At 61.0% G+C, this 21949-nt stretch carries 22 protein-coding genes; 18 read left to right on the top strand and 4 right to left on the bottom strand.

Translation table 11 applies throughout. The features are described 5' to 3' along the window. Window positions 1-19 precede the first annotated feature (19 nt). The 18 genes from LQ249_RS25600 (at window position 20) to LQ249_RS25515 (ending at window position 16590) form a co-directional block, all read left to right on the top strand. Complete coding sequence (locus LQ249_RS25600) at window positions 20-1234, top strand: IscS subfamily cysteine desulfurase (RefSeq protein WP_046382173.1); 1215 nt, start codon at window positions 20-22, stop codon at window positions 1232-1234. Between the two features lie 99 nt (window positions 1235-1333). Continuing rightward, the gene (gene iscU / locus LQ249_RS25595; RefSeq protein ID WP_003443374.1) at window positions 1334-1720 is read left to right on the top strand and encodes a Fe-S cluster assembly scaffold IscU; all 387 of its coding nucleotides are present in this window, start codon (window positions 1334-1336) and stop codon (window positions 1718-1720) included. A 29-nt stretch (window positions 1721-1749) separates the two neighbouring features. Further along, complete coding sequence (gene iscA / locus LQ249_RS25590; RefSeq protein ID WP_010565230.1) at window positions 1750-2073, top strand: iron-sulfur cluster assembly protein IscA; 324 nt, start codon at window positions 1750-1752, stop codon at window positions 2071-2073. Between the two features lie 8 nt (window positions 2074-2081). Further along, window positions 2082-2603 (top strand): co-chaperone HscB, encoded by a 522-nt coding sequence (gene hscB, locus LQ249_RS25585; protein WP_046382174.1) that lies wholly within the window; start codon window positions 2082-2084, stop codon window positions 2601-2603. Between the two features lie 51 nt (window positions 2604-2654). Then, a complete protein-coding gene (gene hscA, locus LQ249_RS25580) occupies window positions 2655-4517 on the top strand; it encodes a Fe-S protein assembly chaperone HscA (protein ID WP_017846182.1) in 1863 nt (620 codons plus the stop codon). A gap of 3 nt (window positions 4518-4520) precedes the next feature. Continuing rightward, window positions 4521-4862: an ISC system 2Fe-2S type ferredoxin gene (fdx, locus tag LQ249_RS25575; RefSeq protein WP_104904502.1), complete on the top strand. Its 342-nt coding sequence runs from the start codon at window positions 4521-4523 to the stop codon at window positions 4860-4862. Between the two features lie 14 nt (window positions 4863-4876). Next, a complete protein-coding gene (iscX, locus tag LQ249_RS25570) occupies window positions 4877-5077 on the top strand; it encodes a Fe-S cluster assembly protein IscX (RefSeq protein WP_017846180.1) in 201 nt (66 codons plus the stop codon). 91 nt (window positions 5078-5168) lie between these two features. Then, window positions 5169-5594: a nucleoside-diphosphate kinase gene (ndk, locus tag LQ249_RS25565; protein ID WP_017846179.1), complete on the top strand. Its 426-nt coding sequence runs from the start codon at window positions 5169-5171 to the stop codon at window positions 5592-5594. 28 nt (window positions 5595-5622) lie between these two features. Further along, window positions 5623-6771: a 23S rRNA (adenine(2503)-C(2))-methyltransferase RlmN gene (gene rlmN, locus LQ249_RS25560; RefSeq protein ID WP_017846178.1), complete on the top strand. Its 1149-nt coding sequence runs from the start codon at window positions 5623-5625 to the stop codon at window positions 6769-6771. A 12-nt stretch (window positions 6772-6783) separates the two neighbouring features. Further along, window positions 6784-7542 (top strand): type IV pilus biogenesis/stability protein PilW, encoded by a 759-nt coding sequence (pilW, locus tag LQ249_RS25555; RefSeq protein ID WP_046382178.1) that lies wholly within the window; start codon window positions 6784-6786, stop codon window positions 7540-7542. After that, entirely contained in the window at window positions 7542-8567 is a 1026-nt protein-coding gene (locus tag LQ249_RS25550) for a RodZ domain-containing protein (protein WP_057004579.1), read from the top strand. The genes pilW and LQ249_RS25550 overlap by 1 nt, the downstream gene beginning before the upstream one ends. A gap of 2 nt (window positions 8568-8569) precedes the next feature. Next, window positions 8570-9679 (top strand): flavodoxin-dependent (E)-4-hydroxy-3-methylbut-2-enyl-diphosphate synthase, encoded by a 1110-nt coding sequence (gene ispG, locus LQ249_RS25545; protein ID WP_017846175.1) that lies wholly within the window; start codon window positions 8570-8572, stop codon window positions 9677-9679. A gap of 23 nt (window positions 9680-9702) precedes the next feature. Further along, window positions 9703-10992 (top strand): histidine--tRNA ligase, encoded by a 1290-nt coding sequence (hisS, locus tag LQ249_RS25540; RefSeq protein WP_017846174.1) that lies wholly within the window; start codon window positions 9703-9705, stop codon window positions 10990-10992. A gap of 41 nt (window positions 10993-11033) precedes the next feature. Then, complete coding sequence (locus tag LQ249_RS25535) at window positions 11034-11675, top strand: YfgM family protein (RefSeq protein ID WP_046382180.1); 642 nt, start codon at window positions 11034-11036, stop codon at window positions 11673-11675. Then, the gene (gene bamB, locus LQ249_RS25530; protein WP_017846172.1) at window positions 11668-12819 is read left to right on the top strand and encodes an outer membrane protein assembly factor BamB; all 1152 of its coding nucleotides are present in this window, start codon (window positions 11668-11670) and stop codon (window positions 12817-12819) included. Before LQ249_RS25535 ends, bamB begins: the two co-directional genes overlap by 8 nt. 259 nt (window positions 12820-13078) lie before the next feature. After that, complete coding sequence (gene der, locus LQ249_RS25525; protein ID WP_017846171.1) at window positions 13079-14548, top strand: ribosome biogenesis GTPase Der; 1470 nt, start codon at window positions 13079-13081, stop codon at window positions 14546-14548. 114 nt (window positions 14549-14662) lie between these two features. Next, entirely contained in the window at window positions 14663-15811 is a 1149-nt protein-coding gene (locus tag LQ249_RS25520) for a pyridoxal phosphate-dependent aminotransferase (RefSeq protein ID WP_057004578.1), read from the top strand. Continuing rightward, on the top strand, window positions 15799-16590 hold the full coding sequence (locus LQ249_RS25515) for an amidohydrolase (RefSeq protein WP_017846169.1): 792 nt from the start codon (window positions 15799-15801) through the stop codon (window positions 16588-16590). Before LQ249_RS25520 ends, LQ249_RS25515 begins: the two co-directional genes overlap by 13 nt. 170 nt (window positions 16591-16760) lie before the next feature. On the opposite strand, the gene leuA is transcribed toward LQ249_RS25515, so the two are convergent. The 4 genes from leuA to LQ249_RS25495 all read right to left on the bottom strand — a co-directional run bounded on the left by leuA (window position 16761) and on the right by LQ249_RS25495 (window position 21889). Further along, window positions 16761-18440, bottom strand: coding sequence for a 2-isopropylmalate synthase (leuA, locus tag LQ249_RS25510; protein ID WP_057004577.1), 1680 nt, complete (start codon window positions 18438-18440; stop codon window positions 16761-16763). Window positions 18441-18763: 323 nt separating this feature from the next. Continuing rightward, the gene (locus LQ249_RS25505; RefSeq protein WP_046382182.1) at window positions 18764-19585 is read right to left on the bottom strand and encodes a M23 family metallopeptidase; all 822 of its coding nucleotides are present in this window, start codon (window positions 19583-19585) and stop codon (window positions 18764-18766) included. A gap of 3 nt (window positions 19586-19588) precedes the next feature. Continuing rightward, window positions 19589-20968 carry an exodeoxyribonuclease VII large subunit gene (gene xseA / locus LQ249_RS25500; protein ID WP_232565969.1) on the bottom strand — a complete coding sequence of 460 codons (1380 nt, stop codon included), beginning with the start codon at window positions 20966-20968 and terminating at the stop codon, window positions 19589-19591. A gap of 30 nt (window positions 20969-20998) precedes the next feature. Beyond that, entirely contained in the window at window positions 20999-21889 is an 891-nt protein-coding gene (locus LQ249_RS25495; protein WP_177031647.1) for a LysR family transcriptional regulator, read from the bottom strand. Window positions 21890-21949 lie beyond the last annotated feature (60 nt).

Genomic DNA, 21949 nt, shown 5'->3' with positions numbered 1-21949 from the left:
CTGATTTAGGAGAAAGTCCATGAAATTGCCGATTTACCTTGATTACTCAGCGACCACCCCGGTTGATCCGCGTGTCGCGCAAAAGATGAGCGAATGCCTGCTGGTTGACGGAAACTTCGGCAACCCGGCGTCGCGTTCCCACGTATTCGGCTGGAAAGCCGAAGAAGCGGTTGAAAACGCTCGTCGCCAAGTCGCCGACCTGGTGGGTGCAGATCCACGCGAAATCGTCTGGACCTCCGGTGCCACCGAATCCGACAACCTGGCAATCAAGGGCGCCGCGCATTTCTACGCGACCAAAGGCAAGCACCTGATCACCACGAAGATCGAGCACAAGGCGGTCCTCGACACCATGCGCCAACTGGAGCGTGAAGGGTTCGAAGTCACCTACATCGAGCCGACCACCGACGGTATCGTGACGCCGGCGATGATCGAAGCGGCCATGCGTGAAGACACCATCCTGGTTTCCGTGATCCACGTGAACAACGAAATCGGCACCATCAACGACATCGCTGCCATCGGCGAGCTGACCCGCTCCAAAGGTGTGTTGCTGCACGTCGACGCGGCTCAGTCCACCGGCAAGGTCGACATCGACCTGTCGAAGCTGAAAGTCGACCTGATGTCGTTCTCGGCGCACAAAACCTACGGCCCCAAAGGCATCGGCGCCCTGTACGTGAGCCGCAAGCCTCGCGTTCGCATCGAAGCCACCATGCACGGCGGCGGTCACGAGCGCGGCATGCGTTCGGGCACCCTGGCGACTCACCAGATCGTCGGCATGGGCGAAGCGTTCCGTATCGCCAAGGAAGAAATGGCTGCCGAAAACGTGCGTATCAAGGGCCTGAGCGATCGCTTCTACAAGCAGGTCGAAAACCTTGAAGAGCTGTACATCAACGGCAGCATGACTGCCCGTGTACCGCACAACCTGAATTTGAGCTTCAACTACGTCGAAGGCGAGTCGCTGATCATGGCGCTCAAGGACCTGGCGGTTTCGTCCGGTTCGGCCTGCACCTCGGCCTCCCTTGAGCCGTCCTACGTGCTGCGCGCCCTGGGCCGCAACGACGAACTGGCGCACAGCTCGATCCGCTTTACGTTTGGCCGTTTCACCACCGAAGAAGAAGTCGACTACGCCGCGCAGAAAGTCTGCGAGGCCGTCACCAAGCTGCGCACCTTGTCGCCGCTGTGGGACATGTACAAAGACGGCATCGACATTTCCAAGATCGAGTGGGCGGCACACTAACTATAGAAGCCGCCACCCCAGCTCTGTAGGAACGTGGCGGAAAACGCAGACGTTTTTACAGGGTTCCAGAGCGGCCCTGATGAGTGAGGATTCAGTACCATGGCTTACAGCGAAAAGGTCATCGACCACTACGAAAACCCGCGCAACGTCGGCAAGATGGACGCGGAAGACCCTGATGTCGGCACCGGCATGGTCGGCGCTCCGGCGTGCGGCGATGTGATGCGCCTGCAGATCAAGGTCAACGAACAAGGCATCATCGAAGACGCCAAGTTCAAGACTTACGGCTGCGGTTCGGCCATCGCCTCCAGCTCCCTGGCGACCGAGTGGATGAAAGGCAAGACTCTGGATGAAGCAGAGACCATCAAGAACACTCAGCTGGCCGAAGAACTGGCCTTGCCGCCAGTGAAGATTCACTGCTCCGTACTCGCAGAAGACGCCATCAAGGCGGCCGTTCGCGACTACAAGCAGAAGAAAGGCTTGATCTAAAGCATTTGGCGACGAGTAAGGAGTCAACGATGGCTATCAGCATGACAGAAGCGGCTGCGCGGCACGTGCGACGCTCCCTGGATGGGCGCGGTAAAGGTGAGGGGATTCGTCTGGGTGTTCGCACCACGGGCTGTTCCGGCCTTGCCTATGTGCTGGAGTTCGTCGACGAGGTAGTGGCGGAAGATCAGGTGTTCGAAAGTCACGGCGAGAAAGTGATCATCGACCCGAAAAGCCTGACCTACCTGGACGGCACCGAACTCGATTTCGTCAAGGAAGGGTTGAACGAAGGCTTCAAGTTCAACAACCCCAACGTGCGCGGTGAATGTGGCTGCGGCGAAAGCTTCAACATCTGAGGCTACTTGTGGGCACTCCTTGTCATTTCGCTTTATTCGAGTTGCAACCGAGCTTTCGGCTGGACCTCGAGCAGCTTGCCACGCGCTACCGTGAATTGGCGCGTGGCGTGCATCCGGACCGCTTTGCCGACGCTTCCGAGCGTGAACAGCGCCTGGCGCTGGAGCAGTCGGCCAGCCTCAACGAAGCCTATCAGACCCTCAAAAGCCCCCCCAAGCGCGCGCGTTACCTGCTCGCGATGAACGGTGGTGAGTTGCCGCTGGAAGTCACGGTGCATGATCCTGACTTTCTGATGCAGCAGATGCAGTGGCGCGAAGAACTCGAAGACTTGCAGGACGAAGCCGATCTGGCGGGTGTCGCAGTCTTCAAGCGGCGTCTGAAGGTGGCCCAGGATGAGCTCAACGAAAGCTTCGCAGCCTGTTGGGACGATGCAGCGCAACGTGAGCAGGCCGAACGCCTGATGCGGCGCATGCAGTTCCTCGACAAGCTCTCCTACGAAGTGCGCCAGTTAGAAGAGCGCCTCGACGATTAACCCAGCGCTGCCCCTGTTGCACGCCTGAAAGACAGATAAGACCTGATTACCATGGCCCTACTGCAGATCGCCGAACCCGGCCAAAGTCCTCAACCGCACCAGCGTCGCCTGGCGGTCGGGATTGACTTGGGCACCACCAATTCCCTGGTCGCCGCCTTGCGCAGCGGCCTGTCCGAGCCGCTGCCCGATGCTGATGGCCAGGTGATCCTGCCGTCGGCGGTGCGCTATCACGCCGATCGCACTGAAGTCGGTGAGTCGGCCAAGCTGGCGGCGTCCACCGACCCGTTGAACACCGTGCTGTCGGTCAAGCGCTTGATGGGTCGTGGGTTGTCCGACGTCAAGCAATTGGGCGATCAACTGCCGTACCGCTTTGTCGGCGGCGAGTCGCACATGCCGTTCATCGACACCGTCCAGGGCCCGAAAAGCCCGGTGGAAGTGTCGGCCGATATCCTCAAGGTGCTGCGCCAGCGCGCAGAGACCACCCTGGGCGGCGAACTGGTGGGGGCGGTGATCACCGTGCCGGCGTATTTCGACGACGCCCAGCGCCAGGCGACCAAGGACGCGGCGAAACTCGCCGGCCTGAACGTACTGCGCCTGCTCAATGAGCCGACCGCGGCCGCCGTGGCCTATGGCCTCGACCAGCAGGCCGAAGGCCTGGTCGCCATTTACGACCTGGGCGGCGGTACCTTTGATATTTCGATCCTGCGCCTGACCGGCGGGGTCTTCGAGGTGTTGGCCACCGGCGGCGATACCGCCCTGGGCGGCGATGACTTCGACCATGCGATCGCGCGCTGGATCATCAGCAGTGCCGGTTTGTCCGATGACCTGGACCCGGGCGAGCAGCGCCATCTGCTGCAAACCGCCTGCGCCGCCAAAGAAGCCCTGACTGACGCGGCCTCTGTTGACGTTTCCTACGGCAATTGGTCGGCCCAGTTGACCCGCGAAGCCTTCGATGCGCTGATCGAGCCGATGGTCGCCCGCAGCCTCAAAGCCTGTCGCCGCGCTGTGCGTGACTCCGGCGTAGAACTCGAAGACGTGGCTGCCGTGGTCATGGTCGGTGGTTCGACCCGCGTGCCGCGCGTGCGCGAAGCCGTTGCCGAAGCGTTCGGTCGTCAGCCGCTGACAGAAATCGACCCGGATCAAGTGGTGGCCATTGGTGCTGCGATCCAGGCCGATACCCTGGCGGGCAACAAGCGCGACGGTGGCGAACTGTTGCTGCTCGACGTGATTCCGCTGTCCCTGGGCCTGGAAACCATGGGCGGCCTGATGGAGAAGGTGATTCCGCGCAACACCACCATCCCCGTCGCCCGCGCCCAGGACTTCACCACCTACAAAGACGGCCAGACGGCCATGATGATTCATGTGCTGCAGGGCGAGCGCGAGCTGATCAGCGACTGCCGCTCCCTGGCGCGCTTTGAATTGCGCGGTATCCCGGCGATGGTCGCGGGCGCGGCGAAGATTCGCGTGACCTTCCAGGTCGACGCCGATGGCCTGCTCAGTGTGGCTGCGCGTGAATTGGGCTCGGGCGTTGAGGCCAGCATCCAAGTCAAGCCGTCCTACGGCCTGACCGACGGCGAAATCGCCAAGATGCTCAAGGATTCGTTCCAGTATGCCAGTGACGACAAGGTCGCCCGCGTGCTGCGCGAGCAGCAAGTCGATGCCCAGCGCCTGCTCGAAGCGGTGCAGGGCGCCCTGGATGTCGACGGCGAACGCCTGTTGGATGCCGAAGAGCGCATGGTCATTGACCTGCAGATGCAGGAACTGGCCGAATTGATGAAAGGCTCCGATGGCTATGCCATCGAGCAGCAGACCAAGCGCCTGTCGCAAGTGACCGATGCCTTCGCTGCCCGCCGCATGAACCAGACGGTAAAAGCCGCCCTGGCGGGCCGCAACCTGAATGAAATTGAGGAGTAATTGATGCCGCAGGTCATTTTTCTGCCACACGCCGAGCATTGCCCGGACGGTATGGTCGTGGAGGCTGAGACCGGCAAGTCCATCCTCGAAGTTGCCCATGACAACCACATCGAGATCGAAAGTGCCTGCGGCGGTGTCTGCGCTTGCACCACTTGTCACTGCATCATTCGCGAGGGTTTCGACTCTCTGGAAGAAGCTGACGAGTTGGAAGAAGACTTTCTTGACCGTGCCTGGGGCCTGGAGCCGACTTCTCGCCTAAGCTGTCAGGCCAAGGTCGGGACCGAAGACATCACCGTCGAAATTCCGAAATATTCGCTCAACCATGCGGCCGAAGCGCCGCATTGATTCAAGGAAGTGTCATGAGTCTTAAATGGGTTGATGTGCAAGAGATCGCTATCCTGTTGGCCGATGGCAATCCGGATATGGATCCCTACTCGCTGAACTTTGTCGCTTTGCGTGACATGGTCATGGCTTTGCCTGGGTTTGACGATGAGCGCGACCGCGGCGGTGAAAAGGTCCTGGAAGCGATCCAGACTGCCTGGAAAGAAGAACAGGACTGACGCCTCCTTTACGCAGTTAGGCAATACCCAAGAACCCGCGTATAATTCGCGGGTTTAATTTTTCGCAAATTACCGTTTCTGGAGTTACACCATGGCTGTTCAACGTACTTTCTCCATCATCAAGCCTGACGCTGTTGCAAAAAACGTCATCGGCGAGATCACCACTCGTTTCGAAAAAGCCGGCCTGAAGGTTGTAGCCTCGAAACTCAAGCAACTGTCCAAGGCTGAAGCTGAAGGCTTCTACGCTGAGCACAGCGCTCGTGGCTTCTTCGGCGACCTGGTTGCCTTCATGATCTCCGGTCCTGTTGTCGTTCAGGTTCTGGAAGGCGAAAACGCTATCGCTCTGAACCGTGAGCTGATGGGCGCTACCAACCCTAAAGAAGCAGCTGCCGGCACCATCCGTGCTGATTTCGCTGATTCCATCGACGCCAACGCTGTACACGGTTCGGACTCCGAAGCCGCTGCTGCCCGCGAAATTTCGTACTTCTTCGCAGCTACTGAAGTAACCACTCGCTAAGCATTGGCTTAAGAGTGAAGGTGAATCCATGACTACATCGACTGTAAAAACCAACCTGCTGGGTCTGACTCAACAGGAAATGGAAAAATTCTTCGACTCGATCGGGGAGAAGCGTTTCCGTGCCGGTCAGGTAATGAAATGGATTCACCACTTTGGCGTCGATGATTTCGACGCCATGACGAACGTCAGCAAGGCCCTGCGCGACAAGCTCAAGGCTATTGCCGAGGTCCGTGGTCCCGAAGTTGTCAGCGAGGACATCTCCAGCGACGGCACCCGTAAGTGGGTGGTGCGCGTGGCGTCCGGCAGCTGCGTCGAGACCGTCTACATTCCCCAGGGCAAACGTGGCACCTTGTGCGTTTCGTCCCAGGCAGGCTGTGCCCTGGACTGCAGTTTCTGCTCCACCGGCAAGCAAGGCTTCAATAGCAACCTCACCGCCGCCGAAGTCATCGGCCAGGTGTGGATTGCCAACAAATCCTTTGGCAGCGTCCCGGCGACCGTCGACCGTGCCATCACCAACGTGGTGATGATGGGCATGGGTGAGCCGCTGCTGAACTTCGACAACGTGATCGCGGCCATGCACCTGATGATGGACGACCTGGGTTACGGCATCTCCAAGCGCCGTGTGACCCTGTCGACCTCCGGCGTGGTGCCGATGATCGATGAGCTGTCCAAGCACATCGACGTCTCCCTGGCGTTGTCGCTGCACGCACCCAATGACGCATTGCGTAACCAATTGGTGCCGATCAACAAGAAGTATCCGCTTAAGATGCTGCTTGAGTCTTGCCAGCGCTACATGTCGTCCCTGGGCGAAAAGCGCGTGCTGACCATCGAGTACACCTTGCTCAAGGACATCAACGACAAGGTCGAACACGCGATCGAGATGATCGAGTTGCTCAAGAACATCCCGTGCAAGATCAACCTGATTCCGTTCAACCCGTTTCCCCATTCTGGCTACGAGCGGCCGAGCAACAACGCCATCCGCCGTTTCCAGGATCAACTGCACCAGGCCGGCTTCAACGTCACCGTGCGTACCACCCGTGGTGAAGACATCGATGCCGCCTGTGGCCAATTGGTAGGACAGGTGCTGGATCGCACCCGTCGCAGCGAACGTTATATCGCCGTGCGCGAACTGAGCGCCGCCGACGATGTGCCGCAAAGCGCCGCGACTCGAACCTGAGAGAGGATCTCTATGCCCTTGCGCCTTGCGCTGCTTTTGCTTGTTACCGGTCTCGCGACCGGTTGTGTTTCATCGGGCTATGACAGCCCTTTGCAAACCGGCAAGGGCCGCGAAGAGGCGCGAGTGGCTTATGTGCAACTGGGCTTGGGTTACCTGCGCCAGGGCATGAGCGAGCAGGCCAAGGTGCCGTTGAAAAAGGCCCTTGAACTGGACGGCGACGATGCCGAGGCCAATGGCGCACTCGCCCTGGTGTTCCAGGCCCAGGCCGAGCCTGAGTTGGCCGAGCAGTATTTCAGCAAGGCCCTGGCTTCCCGTCCTGCCGATCCCCGGCTGCTGAACAACTACGGCAGCTTCCTGTTCGAGCAGAAACGCTATGACCAGGCTTCCCGTTATTTCCAGCAAGCCAGCGCCGATACCCTCTACCCAGAGCGGTCGCGCGTGTTCGAGAACCTTGGGGTGGCCTCCAAGCGTCTCGGCCAGCGTGACATCGCGCGCCAACACCTGGAAAAAGCCCTGCACCTGAACAGTCGCCAGCCTCGCGCTTTGCTCGAAATGGCTGAGTTGTCTTACGAAGACAGGCATTATGTGCCGGCACGTGACTATTACGAACGTTTTAGCCTGCTCAGCGGGCAAAATGCACGTAGTCTATTGCTCGGTGTGCGCCTGGCGACGGTTCATGAAGAACGCGACACGGCCGCACGTTATGGCCAGCAACTCGAACGACTCTATCCCGGTACGCCGGAATATCAGCAATACCTGTCGGAGCAATGATGAAAGCGGCGCACCCGGAAGTTGTAGCAGCTAATCGCGTAAACCCAGGCGACACCTTGCGTCAGGCCCGCGAAAGCAATGGTTGGTCGCTGGCGGAAGTGGCCCTCAAGCTCAATTTGACCACCACGTCCCTGGGCAACCTGGAAGCCGGCGCGTTCGACAAGCTGCCTGGGCATACCTTCGCCCGCGGCTATATCCGCGCCTACGCCAAATTGTTGGGTATCGACCAGGCCATCTTGGTCCAGCAATTCGACCAGGTCACCGGCACCGACTCCCAGGGCAGCAACGTCCATGGCCTGGGGCGCATCGAAGAGCCGGTGCGGGTGTCCCATACGATCCTGCGCATCGTCAGCCTGTTGCTGCTGATCGCCGTGATTGGTGGCGGTTTCGTCTGGTGGCAGGACCAGGCCTCCCAGCGCACCAAGGACCTGACCAGCAACGCCATGGAGCACGTCGAAGTCGAAAGCGCCGACGGCACCACGCAGATTCACCCGTTGGACGAGCCGGAAGACCAGGCTGTCGCCGAAGGCCAGGCTGCGCCCGAAGCGCCAGTGACGGCCGAGCAACCCGCGGCGGAATCGGCCCCGGCGGCCACCACTGCTGCGGTGCCGGCTCCAGCCGTACCGGCGCACGCCCCGGTCGTACCGGCTGCACCGGCGCACACTCCGGCGGCGCCTGTGGCGCAAGCCACCGCCCCGGTCGCTCCCGTGCAGGCGCCAGCGCCTGCCGCCGCCCCGACAGCCCCCGCGATTTCGCCGCCGACCACTCCCGTGTTGATCGCCGGTGACGGGCACGTACAAATTACCTTCGTTGCTGACTGCTGGACGCAACTCAGCGATGGCAATGGCAAAGTGCTGTTTAGCGGTCTGAAGCGTAAGGGAGATACGCTCGACCAGGGCGGCAAGCCTCCTTTGACGCTGCGTCTGGGCTTTGCCCGTGGCGCGCAAGTGGCCTACAACGGCCAGCCTGTCGACGTAGCGCCGTTCACCAGTGGCGAAACTGCTCGCCTGAAGTTGGGACAATAGTCATGCACGGCGAATCTCCAATCAAACGTCGCGTATCGCGCAAGATCTGGGTCGGCTCGGTGCCGGTGGGTGGCGACGCCCCCATCGCGGTACAGAGCATGACCAACAGCGACACCAACGATGTCGCTGCCACCGTCGCCCAGATCAACCGTCTGGAAGCCGCCGGTGTCGACATCGTGCGGGTTTCCGTACCGGATATGGATGCCGCCGAAGCCTTCGGCCGCATCAAGCAACTGGTCAAGGTGCCGCTGGTTGCCGACATCCACTTCGACTACCGGATCGCTTTGCGCGTGGCCGAACTGGGCGTCGATTGCCTGCGCATCAACCCGGGCAACATCGGTCGCGAAGACCGTGTGCGCGCAGTGGTGGATGCTGCCCGTGATCGCGGGATTCCGATCCGCATCGGCGTCAACGCCGGTTCCCTGGAAAAAGACCTGCAAAAAAAATACGGCGAGCCGACCCCGGCCGCGCTGGTTGAATCGGCGCTGCGCCACGTTGAACACCTTGAGCGTCTGAACTTCCAGGACTTCAAGGTCAGCGTAAAGGCCTCCGACGTGTTCATGGCGGTAGAAGCCTACCGCCTGCTGGCCAAGGAAATCGTGCAGCCGCTGCACCTGGGTATCACTGAAGCGGGCGGTTTGCGCTCAGGCACAGTGAAATCTGCGGTGGGTCTCGGTATGCTGCTCGCCGAAGGGATTGGCGATACTATCCGCATCTCCCTGGCGGCAGACCCGGTAGAGGAAGTGAAGGTCGGTTACGACATTCTCAAATCCCTGCATTTGCGTTCCCGTGGCATCAACTTCATTGCCTGCCCGAGCTGCTCGCGGCAGAACTTCGACGTGGTGAAAACCATGAACGAACTGGAAGGGCGCCTCGAAGACCTGCTGGTGCCGCTGGATGTCGCGGTGATCGGTTGTGTGGTCAACGGGCCGGGTGAAGCCAAGGAAGCCCATATCGGCTTGACCGGCGGCACGCCGAACCTGATTTACATCGACGGCAAGCCGTCGCAGAAACTGACGAATGACAATCTGGTGGATGAGCTCGAAAGACTGATCCGCCAGAAAGCGGCCGAAAAGGTCGAGGCTGACGCTGCAGTTATCGCGCGCGGCTGATCCAGCGAATTTAAGGAATAGATGTGAGCAAGTCTCTGCAAGCCATTCGTGGCATGAACGACATCCTTCCGGAGCAGACGCCGCTGTGGCGCTACTTCGAGAACACCGTTGCGCGTCTGCTGGATAACTACGGTTACAAACAGATCCGTATGCCGATCGTCGAGTTCACCGAGCTGTTCAAGCGCTCCATCGGTGAAGTGACCGACATCGTCGAAAAAGAGATGTACACCTTCGAAGACCGCAACGGTGATTCCCTGACCTTGCGTCCGGAAGGCACCGCCGCGTGCGTGCGCGCCGTGCTCGAGCATGGCCTCACCGGCGGTGGCCAGCCGCAGAAGCTGTGGTACATCGGGCCGATGTTCCGCCACGAGCGCCCGCAGAAAGGCCGTTATCGCCAGTTCCACCAGATCGGCCTGGAAGTGTTCAACCTCGACGGTCCGGACATCGACGCCGAACTGATCGTGCTGACCTGGCGCCTGTGGGGCCTGCTGGGCATCCGCGATGCGGTCAAGCTTGAACTCAACAGCCTGGGCACCAGTGAGTCCCGGGGCCGCTATCGCGTCGCCCTGGTCGAGTACCTGTCTGCCCACCTGGACAAGTTGGACGAAGACAGCCAGCGCCGTCTGAAAACCAACCCGTTGCGCGTCCTCGATACCAAGAACGCCGACACGCAGGCCGTGCTGGTCAATGCGCCGAAGATGGCTGATTACCTGGACGACGAATCCCGCACCCACTTCGAGGGGCTCAAGGCGCGCCTGGAAGCCGCCGGGATTCCTTACGTGATCAACCCGAAACTGGTGCGCGGCCTCGACTACTACAGCAAGACCGTGTTCGAGTGGGTCACCGACAAGCTCGGCGCCCAGGGCACCGTGTGTGCCGGTGGCCGTTATGATGGCCTGGTCGAGCAGATGGGCGGCAAGCCGACCCCCGGCGTGGGTTTTGCCATGGGTATCGAGCGCCTGATCCTGCTGCTGGAAACCCTGGAACAGGTTCCGGAAGAAATCTCCCGTCAGGTGGACGTGTACCTGTGCGCCTTTGGCGAGGCCGCCGAACTGGCTGCCCTGGCCCTGAGCGAAAAAGTGCGCGACCAACTGCCGAACCTGCGCCTGCAGATCAATGCCGGCGCCGGCAGCTTCAAGAGCCAGTTCAAGAAGGCCGACAAGAGCGGTGCGCTGTACGCGCTGATCCTCGGCGATGACGAATTGGCCCAGCAAGTGATAGGTTTCAAACCCCTGCGTGGCCAGGGCGAGCAACAGAACATTGCCTTTGATGCGCTCGCCGCGCACTTGGCCACCTGCGTCGTGCAGGGTTGAAGCTGTCGAACAGCCGAATTTAGCGATTAAGGAGTGTTGGGGTGTCGAGTACTGATGATGAGCAGCTGGCCGAGTTCAAGGACTGGTGGCAGCGTAACGGCAAGCCCCTGGTTACCGGCGGCCTGCTGGCTTTAGTGGTGGTGTTCGGCTGGCAAGCCTGGCACAAGTATCAGGCCAACCAGTCCCAAGGCGCCTCGATCCTCTATCAGCAATTGCTGGAAAGCACGCTGACGCCGAGCGGCAAGCCCGATCCTGCGCAAGTGGCAGACCTGGCCGGCAAGCTCAAGAGCGAATTTGGCGGTAGCACCTACGCCCAATACGGCAGCCTGTTCGTCGCGAAAGTCGCGGTCGACACCGGCAAGCTGGATGACGCCGTCGCCGAACTGAAGGCCATCGCCGACAAGCCGACCAACCCGACCCTGGGTGAAATCGCACGTCAGCGCCTGGCTCAGGTATTGGCGGCACAGAACAAGGCCGACGAAGCACTCAAACTGCTCGACGGCGACGCTGACAAGGCATTTGTAGCCACTCGCGAAGAGCTCAAGGGTGACCTGTTGGTCCAATTGGGTCGTACCGACGAAGCCAATGCTGCGTACAAAAAAGCCAAGGCGGCGCTGTCTGATGAAGCGGCGGTCGGTGGCTTACAAATCAAGCTCGACGACTTGGCCAAAGGGGATGCGTGACGTGATCCGTTGGAAACATGCAGCATTGCTGGCTCTGGCCGTTCTGGCCGCGGGTTGCAGCAGCAACAGTAAAAAAGAACTGCCTCCGGCCGAGCTGACCAGCTTCAAGGAAGAAGTGGTCCTGCAAAAGCAGTGGAGCCGCTCCATCGGTGACGGTCAGGGCGAAACCTACAACATGTTGGTACCGGCAATCGACGGTGACAACATTGTGGCCGCTGACGTGACCGGCGTGGTGATCTCCATGGATCGCATGAATGGCGACGTGAAGTGGAAGAAAGACCTCGAACTGCCTGTATCCGGCGCCGTCGGCGTGGGTTACGGCATGGTCATGCTCGGCACGCTCAAGGGCGAAGTCGTGGCGCTGGACTCCAGCACCGGTGAAGAGAAATGGCGCGCTCGCGTGACCAGTGAAGTTCTCGCACCGCCTGCCACCAACGGCGACATCGTCGTGGTGCAAACCCAGGACGACCGTGTGATCGGCCTCGACGCCAGCACCGGCGCCCAGCGTTGGTTGTACGACAGCACCCCTGCGGTGCTGACCCTGCGCGGTACCAGTGGTCCGGTTGTGACCAATAATCTGGCCGTTGCGGGCCTGTCGACCGGTAAAGTGGTCGCCCTGAATACCCAGAACGGCGTGCCGATCTGGGAAACGCGTGTGGCGATCCCGCAAGGTCGTTCGGAACTGGATCGTGTCGTCGACATCGACGGTGGCTTGCTGCTGTCCGGCGAAACCCTCTACGTCGCTACCTACCAGGGCCGTGTCGCGGCACTGGACCTGCAAAGCGGCCGCGTCAACTGGCAGCGTGATGCTTCCAGCTACGCCGGTGTCGCCCAAGGGTTTGGCAGCGTCTACGTAAGCCTGTCGTCCGGCACCGTTGAAAGTGTCGACGAACGTTCCACCACTGCGCTGTGGAGCAACGACTCTCTGGCCCGCCGTCAACTGTCGGCACCGGAAGTGTTCTCCAGCTACGTAGCGGTAGGCGACTTCGAAGGCTACCTGCACCTGCTGAGCCAGGTAGACGGTCGCTTTGTGGGTCGCGAGCGCATCGACAGCGACGGCCTGCGTGCTCGTCCGCTGGTCGTGGGTAACATGCTTTATGTGTTTGGCAACAGCGGCAAGCTGGAAGCCCTGACCATCAAGTAAAGGTTTGACTATGCTTGGGGTTACCCCCAGGCGGCCCTGCTTCATTGCTTAATGTAGGAGCGAGCTTGCTCGCGAAGGACGTCAACGCTCACGCGGGTTTCTGGATAAACGCGGCGTCCTCAGGTTTTTCGCGAGCAAGCTCGCTCCTACAGGAACCAGTGTCGGGCAGGGTATGTGGCATTTCAAATGCCGCCCCGAGCACCAGCCGCTGCCTTGCAGCGGCTTTTGTATTTTCTGAAATAACGAAGTGGAGAGCCGCATGGTTCCCGTAATCGCCCTGGTGGGCCGACCTAACGTCGGCAAGTCCACCTTGTTCAACCGCCTGACCAGGACTCGCGACGCCATTGTCGGCGACTTGTCCGGTCTGACCCGTGATCGCCAATACGGTGAGGCAAAGTGGCAAGGGCGCTCCTACATTATTGTCGACACCGGTGGTATCTCCGGTGACGAGCATGGCATGGACGAAAAGATGGCCGAGCAGTCGCTGCTGGCCATTGAAGAAGCCGATGTCGTGTTGTTCCTGGTGGACGCCCGCGCGGGCTACACCGCTGCCGACCAGATGATCGGCGAGCACCTGCGCAAGCGCAACAAGCGTTCCTACGTGGTCGCCAACAAGATCGACAACATCGATCCTGAAATGGCCCGTGCCGAATTCAGCCCGATGGGCCTGGGCGACGCGATCCCGATCGCCGGTGCCCACGGTCGCGGCATCACCCAGATGTTGGAAATCGCCCTGCGCGACTTCCCTAAGGATGACGCCGAGGAAGAAGAGGGCGAAGAAGAGGTCGTCGCCGAAGGTGAGGAAGCCAAGCGCATTCCGGGCCCGAGCGAAAAAGACGGTATCAAGATCGCCATCATCGGCCGTCCCAACGTCGGCAAGTCGACCCTGGTCAACCGTATGCTCGGTGAAGACCGGGTCATCGTGTATGACCAGCCCGGCACTACTCGCGACAGTATCTACATCCCGTTCGAGCGTAACGACGAGAAGTACACGCTGATCGACACCGCTGGTGTGCGCAAGCGCGGCAAGATCCACGAGGAAGTTGAAAAGTTCTCCGTGGTGAAAACCCTGCAGGCGATCAAAGACGCCAACGTGGTGATCTTCGTGATGGACGCCCGCGAAGGCGTGGTGGACCACGACCTCAACCTGCTGGGCTTCGCCCTTGAGGCTGGTCGGGCGCTGGTGATCGCGATCAACAAGTGGGACGGCATGACGCCGAGCGAGCGCGATTTCGTCAAGATCGAACTGCAGCGTCGTCTGTTCTTCGTCGAGTTCGCCGATATCCACTTTATCTCGGCACTGCACGGTACCGGCGTGGGCAACCTCTACGCGTCCGTACAGAACTCGTTCAAGTCCGCGGTCACCCGCTGGCCGACCAACCGTCTGACCCAGATCCTCGAAGACGCGGTCGGCGAGCACGCACCGCCGATGGTCAACAACCGCCGGATCAAACTGCGTTACGCCCACTTGGGTGGTGCCAACCCGCCGATTATCGTGATCCACGGTAACCAGATCGAGAAGGTGCCTAAATCCTACGTGCGTTACCTGGAAAACACCTACCGCCGTGTCTTGAAGCTGGTCGGTACGCCGATCCGCATCGAGTTCAAGGGTGGCGAGAACCCATACGAAGGCAACAAGAACACACTGACTGACCGTCAGGTGAACAAGAAGCGTCGTTTGATGACTCACCACAAGAAGGCCGACAAGAAGCGCCGCGACAAGCGCTGATTCCGACCTCGCAAAAAGGGCTCTTTACGGGCCCTTTTTTGTGCGCGGTGGTTTGCGCCTTGACCCGATGCAGTTGGCAGCTTAAAACTTGCGGTTCACCTGCAGGGGCCTCCGATGATCAACAGCAAGCTGCCAAATGTCGGCACGACCATTTTCACCACGATGTCGCAACTCGCTGCCGAAACCGGCGCGCTCAACCTGTCCCAGGGCTTCCCTGACTTCAATGGCCCGCAGGGTTTGCTCGATGCCGTGGGCAAGCATGTCGCCAGCGGCCATAACCAATACGCACCGATGACCGGCCTGCCAGCCCTGCGCCAGCAAGTAGCGGCCAAGATCGCGCGCAGCTATGGCGCCACGGTCAGCCCCGACAGCGAAGTGACGATCACGCCCGGAGCCACGGCGGCGATCTTCTGCGCGATCCAGGCGGTGATCCGCAGCGGCGATGAGGTCATCGTGTTCGACCCGTGCTACGACAGCTATGAGCCTTCGGTCGAGTTGGCCGGCGGTCGCTGCGTGCATGTGCAACTGAACCTGGAAAACTTCAGCCTCGACTTTGAAAAGATCCAGGCGGCGTTGTCTGCGCGCACGCGCATGATCATCCTGAACACGCCGCATAACCCCACCGGCGCACTGATCAGCCGTGCCGAACTGGACCTGTTGGCGGCCTTGATCCGCGACCGCGATATTTACCTGGTCAGCGATGAGGTCTACGAACATCTGGTGTTTGACGGTGTGCCTCATGTCAGCGTGCTGGCCCACGAAGAACTGTATCAACGTGCGTTCGTGGTCAGTTCCTTCGGCAAGACCTATCACGTCACCGGCTGGAAAACCGGCTACGTGGTCGCGCCACCGGCACTGACCGTCGAATTGCGCAAGGTGCATCAATATGTCAACTTCTGCGGCGTGACCCCGCTGCAGTACGCGTTGGCAGACTTCATGGCCGAACACCCGGAACACGTCGAAGAACTGCCGGCCTTTTACCAGGCCAAGCGCGACCTGTTCTGCGACCTGTTGACGCCGTCGCGTTTCAGCTTTACCCGGGTCACCGGTACTTACTTCCAACTGGTGGATTATTCAGCGATTCGCCCAGACCTGGATGACGTCGCCATGTCGTTGTGGATGACCCGCGAGCATGGCGTAGCGACGATCCCGGTTTCGGTGTTCTACCAGCATCCACCCCAAGGCCAGCGCCTGGTGCGCCTGTGCTTTGCCAAACGCGAGGAGACGCTGCAACAAGCAGCTGAGAAACTATGCGTGATCTGAATGCACTACCCGACCTGAACATCGCCCTGGTCCAGACCAGCCTGGCCTGGCACAACCGCCAGGCCAACCTCGATCACTTCGAACTGTTGCTGGAACAGGCTCGTGGCGCTGACCTGATCATCCTGCCGGAGATGTTCACCACCGGTTTCTCCATGGACTCGGCCACCCAGGCCGAACCGGAAAATGGCCCGACCCATCGCTGGCTCCAGAGCCAGGCGGCGAAGTACAACGCGGTGATCACCGGCAGTGTGATCATCCAGGCCGCTGACGGCAGCCACCGCAACCGCCTGTTATGGGCGCGGCCGGATGGCGAGGTGCTGCATTACGATAAGCGCCACCTGTTCCGCATGGCCGGCGAGCACAATCACTACACGCCCGGCGAGCGCCAGGTGCTGTTCGAGATAAAGGGCTGGCGTATTCGCCCATTGATTTGCTACGACCTGCGTTTTCCGGTGTGGAGTCGTGACGCCCAGGATACTGACCTGCTGCTGTACACCGCCAACTGGCCGGGGGCGCGACGCCAGCATTGGAACCGGTTGCTGCCAGCGCGGGCGATCGAGAACCTGTGTTATGTGGCGGCGGTGAATCGGGTGGGTACCGACGGCAAAGGCTTCGCTTATACCGGGGATAGCCAGGTGCTGGACTTCCAGGGTGAGAGCCTGTTGAGTGCGGGGGAGGCGGACGGGGTGTTTACGGTGTGCCTCAAAGCGGATGAATTGGCGGCTTACCGCAGCAAATTTCCGGCGAACCTGGATGCCGATACTTTTCAGTTTGTCTGACAGACCGCTATCGCGGGCAAGCCCACTCCCACATTCGAGCCGAACACGGTCAAAATGTGGGAGTGGGCTTGCCCGCGATGAGGCCCCAACAGACCACACACATCCAAAGCCCAACAAAAAAGGCCCCTGAGTTCTCACCCAGGGGCCTTTTGCATGTCAGCGCTCAGTGTTTACGCCGCTTTCGCTTCCAGATGGCTCAACGAGCGGTTCAGGGCGCTGAATACCGCCTTGAAGCTGGCCGTGGTGAAGTTTTCATCAATGCCCACGCCATGCACCGGACGCTCACCGTTCACTCGCAGCTCGATGTAGGCCGCAGCCTTGGCGTTGGTGCCGGCACCGATCGCGTGTTCGTTGTAGTCCATGATTTCCACACCAATCGGCAGGCTGGCGACCAGGGCTTCGAGCGCGCCGTTGCCCTTGCCGTGCCAGCGCAGGTTGGTTTCGCCCTGGCCTTTGCCCGAGACTTCCACTTCCACGGTGCTGTTACCGTTTTCTTCCTGCAGACGATGGCTGACCAGCGCGTAGGGCGTGTTGGCTTGCAGGTATTCACGCTGCAACAGCGCGTGAATCTGCGAAGCGCTCATCTCCAGGCCCACGCGGTCGGTTTCGGCCTGAACCACTTGGCTGAACTCGATCTGCATGCGACGCGGCAAGCTGATGCCGTATTCCTGCTCCAGCAGGTAGGCGATGCCGCCTTTGCCCGACTGGCTGTTCACCCGGATCACCGCCTCGTAGCTGCGGCCGATGTCGGCCGGGTCGATTGGCAAGTACGGCACTTCCCACAGGGCGTCGGGTTTCTGCTGGGCGAAGCCCTTGCGGATTGCGTCCTGGTGGGAGCCGGAGAATGCGGTGTGTACCAGGTCGCCGACATACGGGTGACGTGGATGCACCTGGATCTGGTTGCATTCCTCGACCACTTTGCGCACGCCGTCGATGTCGGAGAAGTCCAGCTCAGGGTTCACGCCCTGGGTGTAGAGGTTCAACGCCACGTTGACCAGGTCGACGTTACCGGTACGCTCACCGTTGCCGAACAGGCAGCCTTCGACACGGTCGGCGCCGGCCATCAGGCCCAATTCGGTGGCGGCTACGCCGGTGCCACGGTCGTTGTGGGTGTGCAGGCTGATGATCACGCTGTCACGACGGTTGACATGACGACCGAACCACTCGATCTGGTCGGCATAGATGTTCGGCGTGGCGCATTCAACGGTGGCCGGCAGGTTGAGGATCATCTTGTGCTCGGGCGTCGGGTTCCACACCTCGATCACTGCGTCACACACTTCCTTGGCGAATTCCAGCTCGGTGGCGCTGAAGGTCTCTGGCGAGTATTCGAACGTCCACTGGGTTTCCGGCTGCTGGGCGGCGTATTTGACGAACAGTTTGGCCGCGTTGACCGCGATGGCCTTGATCCCGTCCTTGTCCTGGTTGAACACGATGCGACGGAAGGACGGCGAGGTAGCGTTGTACAGGTGGACGATGGCTTTTTTCGCGCCGCGCAGGGATTCGAAGGTGCGCTCGATCAAGTCTTCACGGCCCTGGGTCAGCACCTGGATGGTGGTGTCCTCGGGGATGTGGTTGCCTTCGATCAGGGTGCGGACGAAGTCGAAGTCGGTTTGCGAAGCGGCCGGGAACGAGGCTTCGATTTCCTTCACGCCGACGGCGACCAGGGTCTTCCAGAAGCGCAGTTTTTTCACTGCATCCATCGGTTCGATCAGCGACTGGTTGCCATCACGCAGGTCGGAGCTGCACCAGATCGGCGCGGTGGTGATGGTTTTCGACGGCCAGGTGCGGTCCGGAATATCGATGGTCGGAAACGCGCGGTACTTCGAAGACGGGTCTTTGAGCATGCTCATCGGGAAATCCTTTGGTGGAGGGGCCGAAAAAGGGCGGCCTGCCGGAAAATTGTTATGGGGTATAAAACAAGGGACGAGGCAGATCGATTCAGCCTGGCAGTCGTGCGCTGACAAGGCACAGGCTGCGGTGCTGGCGGAGCAAAATGAGTGTGTGAGAGGTTTTCATAAGCTCAACCCTAACCGCCGGGGTGAAAGATGGCAAGTAGTCCAGAAAAATTGAGATAAGTTCTTCTGTGGGCGTAGGAAACGAGATTTTATGCTTGGTAAATAGTCTGTGGCTGGTTTTAATTGCGCAGCCTTTATCGGCTGCGCAATCGAGTCGGTCAAGGTTGAAATGCGCCGATAAAGATCGCGGGATCCACCCGTGCATCGTTCAGGCTGACATTCCAGTGCATATGCGGCCCGGTCGCGCGACCCGTCGCGCCGACCTTGCCCACCACCGCGCCGCGTGCCAGTTGCTGGCCCGGGCTGACATCGATCTTCGACATATGGCAGAACATGCTGATAAAGCCCTGGCCGTGGTCGACGAACACGGTGTTGCCGTTGAAGAAGTAGTTGCCGGTCAGGATCACCTTGCCCGCCGCCGGGGTCTTGATCGGTGTGCCGGCGGGGACGGCGAAATCCAGGCCGGAATGCGGATTGCGTTCTTCGCCGTTGAAGAAGCGACGCACGCCGAACTTGCTCGACAGCGGCCCGTTGACCGGTTTGTCCAGCAGCAGGTTGCTTGGCAGATTAGGGCTGAAACTGCGGTAAGCCTTGATCTGCACCGCCAGCTCGGCCTCGATGCGCTTGAGTTGCGCCGGGGCGGGGTTGACCTGGCTTTTGTTCTTCAGGGTGATGCGCTGTTCCGGGTACTGCTTGTAGCCGACGATAAACGGCAGGTTGCGCCCGCCGCTGCTGATGCGTTCGTTGCCCGGTTTGACCGTCAACGGAATGCCGACAATCGCCAGCCAGTTGGCCTGTTCCTTGACCACCAGGACCGGCTTGCCCTGGTAGGTGGCTTTTGGCGCGGCCGCCGCGGGGCCGAGGTCGACGACGGCCACACCGCCGGGCACCGGCTTGTTCAAGGCCCGGATGATGAAGCTGTCGGCGTGGGCGTTGACGGTCAGGCACAGCAGCATCAACAGGCTGAAAAAACGTGGCATCGATCAATCCAATAACGAAAGGGTGACGGGTGTCAGGTGGTTGTCTTCCACCCGCACTTGCAATTGGCCTTCACCGAGGCGCGCAGTCAGGCGCTGGCCGGTGTGGGTCTGCGCGGCATTGCGAATCGCCTGGCTGCGCTCGTCGAGCAGGATGCTGTAGCCGCGGCCGAGAGTCGCCAGCGGGCTGACCACTTGCAGCGTCTGCACCTGGCTTTGCAGTTGCAGGCGGCGCGCCTTGAGGCCTTCGCGCATGGCGCGGGGCAGGCGTTCGGCGAGGCTGTCCAGGCGTTGGCGCAGCAAGGCCAGTTGGCGCCCGGGGTGTTGGCCGGCGAGGCGGGTTTCCAGGCGGATCAAGCGTTCGCGGCGGGTATTGAGGCTGCGTTCGAAGGCGCGGCGCAGACGCATGTCCAGGTCGTCCAGGCGCTGGGCCTGTTGGCGCAGACGTTCGCCGGGGTGGCGCAGGCGGCGGGCCATGCCTTCGAGGCGCAGGCGGTCGTGGCTTAGCCGGTTGCGCATCAGCATCACCAGGCGGCGGTGCAGGCTGTCGACCTGGCGCACCAGGTTGCTGGCGTCCGGAGCGAGCAGTTCTGCGGCGGCAGACGGTGTCGGCGCGCGCACGTCGGCGACAAAGTCGCTGATCGACACATCAGTCTCATGGCCGATGGCGCTGACGATCGGCGTCACGCACGCATCCACCGCGCGGGCCACGGCTTCTTCGTTGAAGCACCAGAGGTCTTCCAGCGAGCCGCCGCCACGGGCCAGGATCAATGCGTCGAAGCCACGCGCATCGGCCAGCTTCAGCGCGCGCACGATCTGCGCCACCGCTTCGCGACCTTGTACGGCCGTGGGGATCAAGGTGAGCTGCACCTGCGGCGCGCGGCGGCGGAACACGCTGATGATGTCGCGGATCACCGCGCCGGTCGGCGAGCTGATAATGCCGATGCGCTGCGGATGGGCCGGCAACGCCACCTTGCGGTCGGCGCTGAACAGGCCTTCGGCGCTGAGTTTTTCCTTCAGCGCATCGAAGGCCAGGCGCAGCGCGCCATCGCCGGCGGGCTCGACGGTGTCGAGGATCAGTTGATAGTCGCCACGGCCCTCGAACAGCGAGACCTTGCCGCGCACTTTCACCGCCAGGCCGTCCTTCAAGGCCTGGCGCACCCGCGCGGCGTTCTGCCGGAACAGCGCGCAACGCACTTGGGCGCCGCTGTCCTTGAGGGTGAAGTACACATGGCCGGACGCCGGGCGGGCGAGGTTGGAGATCTCGCCTTCGACCCAGATATTGGTGAACACGTCTTCCAGCAACACCCGCGCACGGCCGTTGAGTTGGCTGACAGTCAGGACCTCGCGGTCCAGGCCCAAGCGGGCGAACGGATCTTTAATCATGGAAAGGGATCTTTAATCATGGGCGGCAGTTTATAGGCATTCGCGCAAGGTTTGGCAGAATTGCTCCACCAACGCGCTCGGTGTGTGCGGGCAGGCCAGGGCTACGGTACTCAGGCAGTCCGGGTCGGCCAGGGGTAAAAAATGCACGGCGGCCGGGGCGATGTCCTGCATCGATTTTGGTAACAAGGCAATACCGAAGCCGGCCTGGATCAACTGCAACTGCGTGGTCTTGCGCGACATGACCCGTGCAGCCTTGGGGAAAAATCCGGCACGCATGCACAACTCGGCCGACAGATAGCTCAGCCCGCCGCGCTGGGGGTGGGGGACCGAGATAAACGCTTCGTCCTTGAGTCGGGCCAATTCGACCGGTGCCTGGCAGCGGGCTAGCGCGTGGTTCGGCGGTACGGCCAGCAGTAACTGCTCACTGTATAAAGGCACCACACGCACGCCTTCGCGCTGGCGTAGCACCGGCAGGCGCAGTAGGCCGACGTCCAGGCGACCGTCGGCAATTTCTTCGAGTTGGGCTTCGGAGGACAGTTTGGCGATATCCATCGATACGCCGGGGCAGCGCTCCAGCCAGGTGCTGATGCCGCGCAGCAGCGCGCCGCTCATCGGCACGGTGCTCGAATGGCTCAAGCGCAGGGTGCCGACCTGGCCGTTACCCACTTGCGTCGCCATCTCGCTGGCCTTGTGCAGTTCACTCAGCAGGTTGCGCGCCCGCGGGTAGAAGGCTTCACCGGCGGCGGTCAGCCGAGGCTGGCGCGCGGTGCGTTCGAACAACGGGGTGTGCAGTTGGTTTTCCAGTTCTTTGATCTGCCGGCTCAGGGCCGATTGCGCGACAAACAGGCGCTCGGCGGCGGCGCTGAAGCTGCCGCTGTCGGCGATTTCGACGAAGTAGCGCAGTTGGCGGGTGGAAATCACACGTCATGCCTTTTCGAGATGGGTAGAGGGCTTTGAAGATATTAGTCGCAACTCTCACCG

The organism is Pseudomonas sp. 7-41 (assembly GCF_021233075.1).
Lineage (GTDB): Bacteria > Pseudomonadota > Gammaproteobacteria > Pseudomonadales > Pseudomonadaceae > Aquipseudomonas > Aquipseudomonas veronii.
Note: the sequence above shows the minus strand (reverse complement) of the source record. Positions and strands in the feature narration are given on the sequence as shown.

Coding starts and splice junctions, on each gene's coding strand:
- LQ249_RS25600 (WP_046382173.1), top strand. CDS start 20: ATGAAATTGCCGATTTACCTTGATTACTCAGCGACCACCCCGGTTGAT.
- iscU (WP_003443374.1), top strand. CDS start 1,334: ATGGCTTACAGCGAAAAGGTCATCGACCACTACGAAAACCCGCGCAAC.
- iscA (WP_010565230.1), top strand. CDS start 1,750: ATGGCTATCAGCATGACAGAAGCGGCTGCGCGGCACGTGCGACGCTCC.
- hscA (WP_017846182.1), top strand. CDS start 2,655: ATGGCCCTACTGCAGATCGCCGAACCCGGCCAAAGTCCTCAACCGCAC.
- fdx (WP_104904502.1), top strand. CDS start 4,521: ATGCCGCAGGTCATTTTTCTGCCACACGCCGAGCATTGCCCGGACGGT.
- iscX (WP_017846180.1), top strand. CDS start 4,877: ATGAGTCTTAAATGGGTTGATGTGCAAGAGATCGCTATCCTGTTGGCC.
- ndk (WP_017846179.1), top strand. CDS start 5,169: ATGGCTGTTCAACGTACTTTCTCCATCATCAAGCCTGACGCTGTTGCA.
- rlmN (WP_017846178.1), top strand. CDS start 5,623: ATGACTACATCGACTGTAAAAACCAACCTGCTGGGTCTGACTCAACAG.
- pilW (WP_046382178.1), top strand. CDS start 6,784: ATGCCCTTGCGCCTTGCGCTGCTTTTGCTTGTTACCGGTCTCGCGACC.
- LQ249_RS25550 (WP_057004579.1), top strand. CDS start 7,542: ATGAAAGCGGCGCACCCGGAAGTTGTAGCAGCTAATCGCGTAAACCCA.
- ispG (WP_017846175.1), top strand. CDS start 8,570: ATGCACGGCGAATCTCCAATCAAACGTCGCGTATCGCGCAAGATCTGG.
- bamB (WP_017846172.1), top strand. CDS start 11,668: ATGCGTGACGTGATCCGTTGGAAACATGCAGCATTGCTGGCTCTGGCC.
- der (WP_017846171.1), top strand. CDS start 13,079: ATGGTTCCCGTAATCGCCCTGGTGGGCCGACCTAACGTCGGCAAGTCC.
- LQ249_RS25520 (WP_057004578.1), top strand. CDS start 14,663: ATGATCAACAGCAAGCTGCCAAATGTCGGCACGACCATTTTCACCACG.
- LQ249_RS25515 (WP_017846169.1), top strand. CDS start 15,799: ATGCGTGATCTGAATGCACTACCCGACCTGAACATCGCCCTGGTCCAG.
- leuA (WP_057004577.1), bottom strand. CDS start 18,440: ATGAGCATGCTCAAAGACCCGTCTTCGAAGTACCGCGCGTTTCCGACC.
- LQ249_RS25505 (WP_046382182.1), bottom strand. CDS start 19,585: ATGCCACGTTTTTTCAGCCTGTTGATGCTGCTGTGCCTGACCGTCAAC.
- xseA (WP_232565969.1), bottom strand. CDS start 20,968: ATGATTAAAGATCCGTTCGCCCGCTTGGGCCTGGACCGCGAGGTCCTG.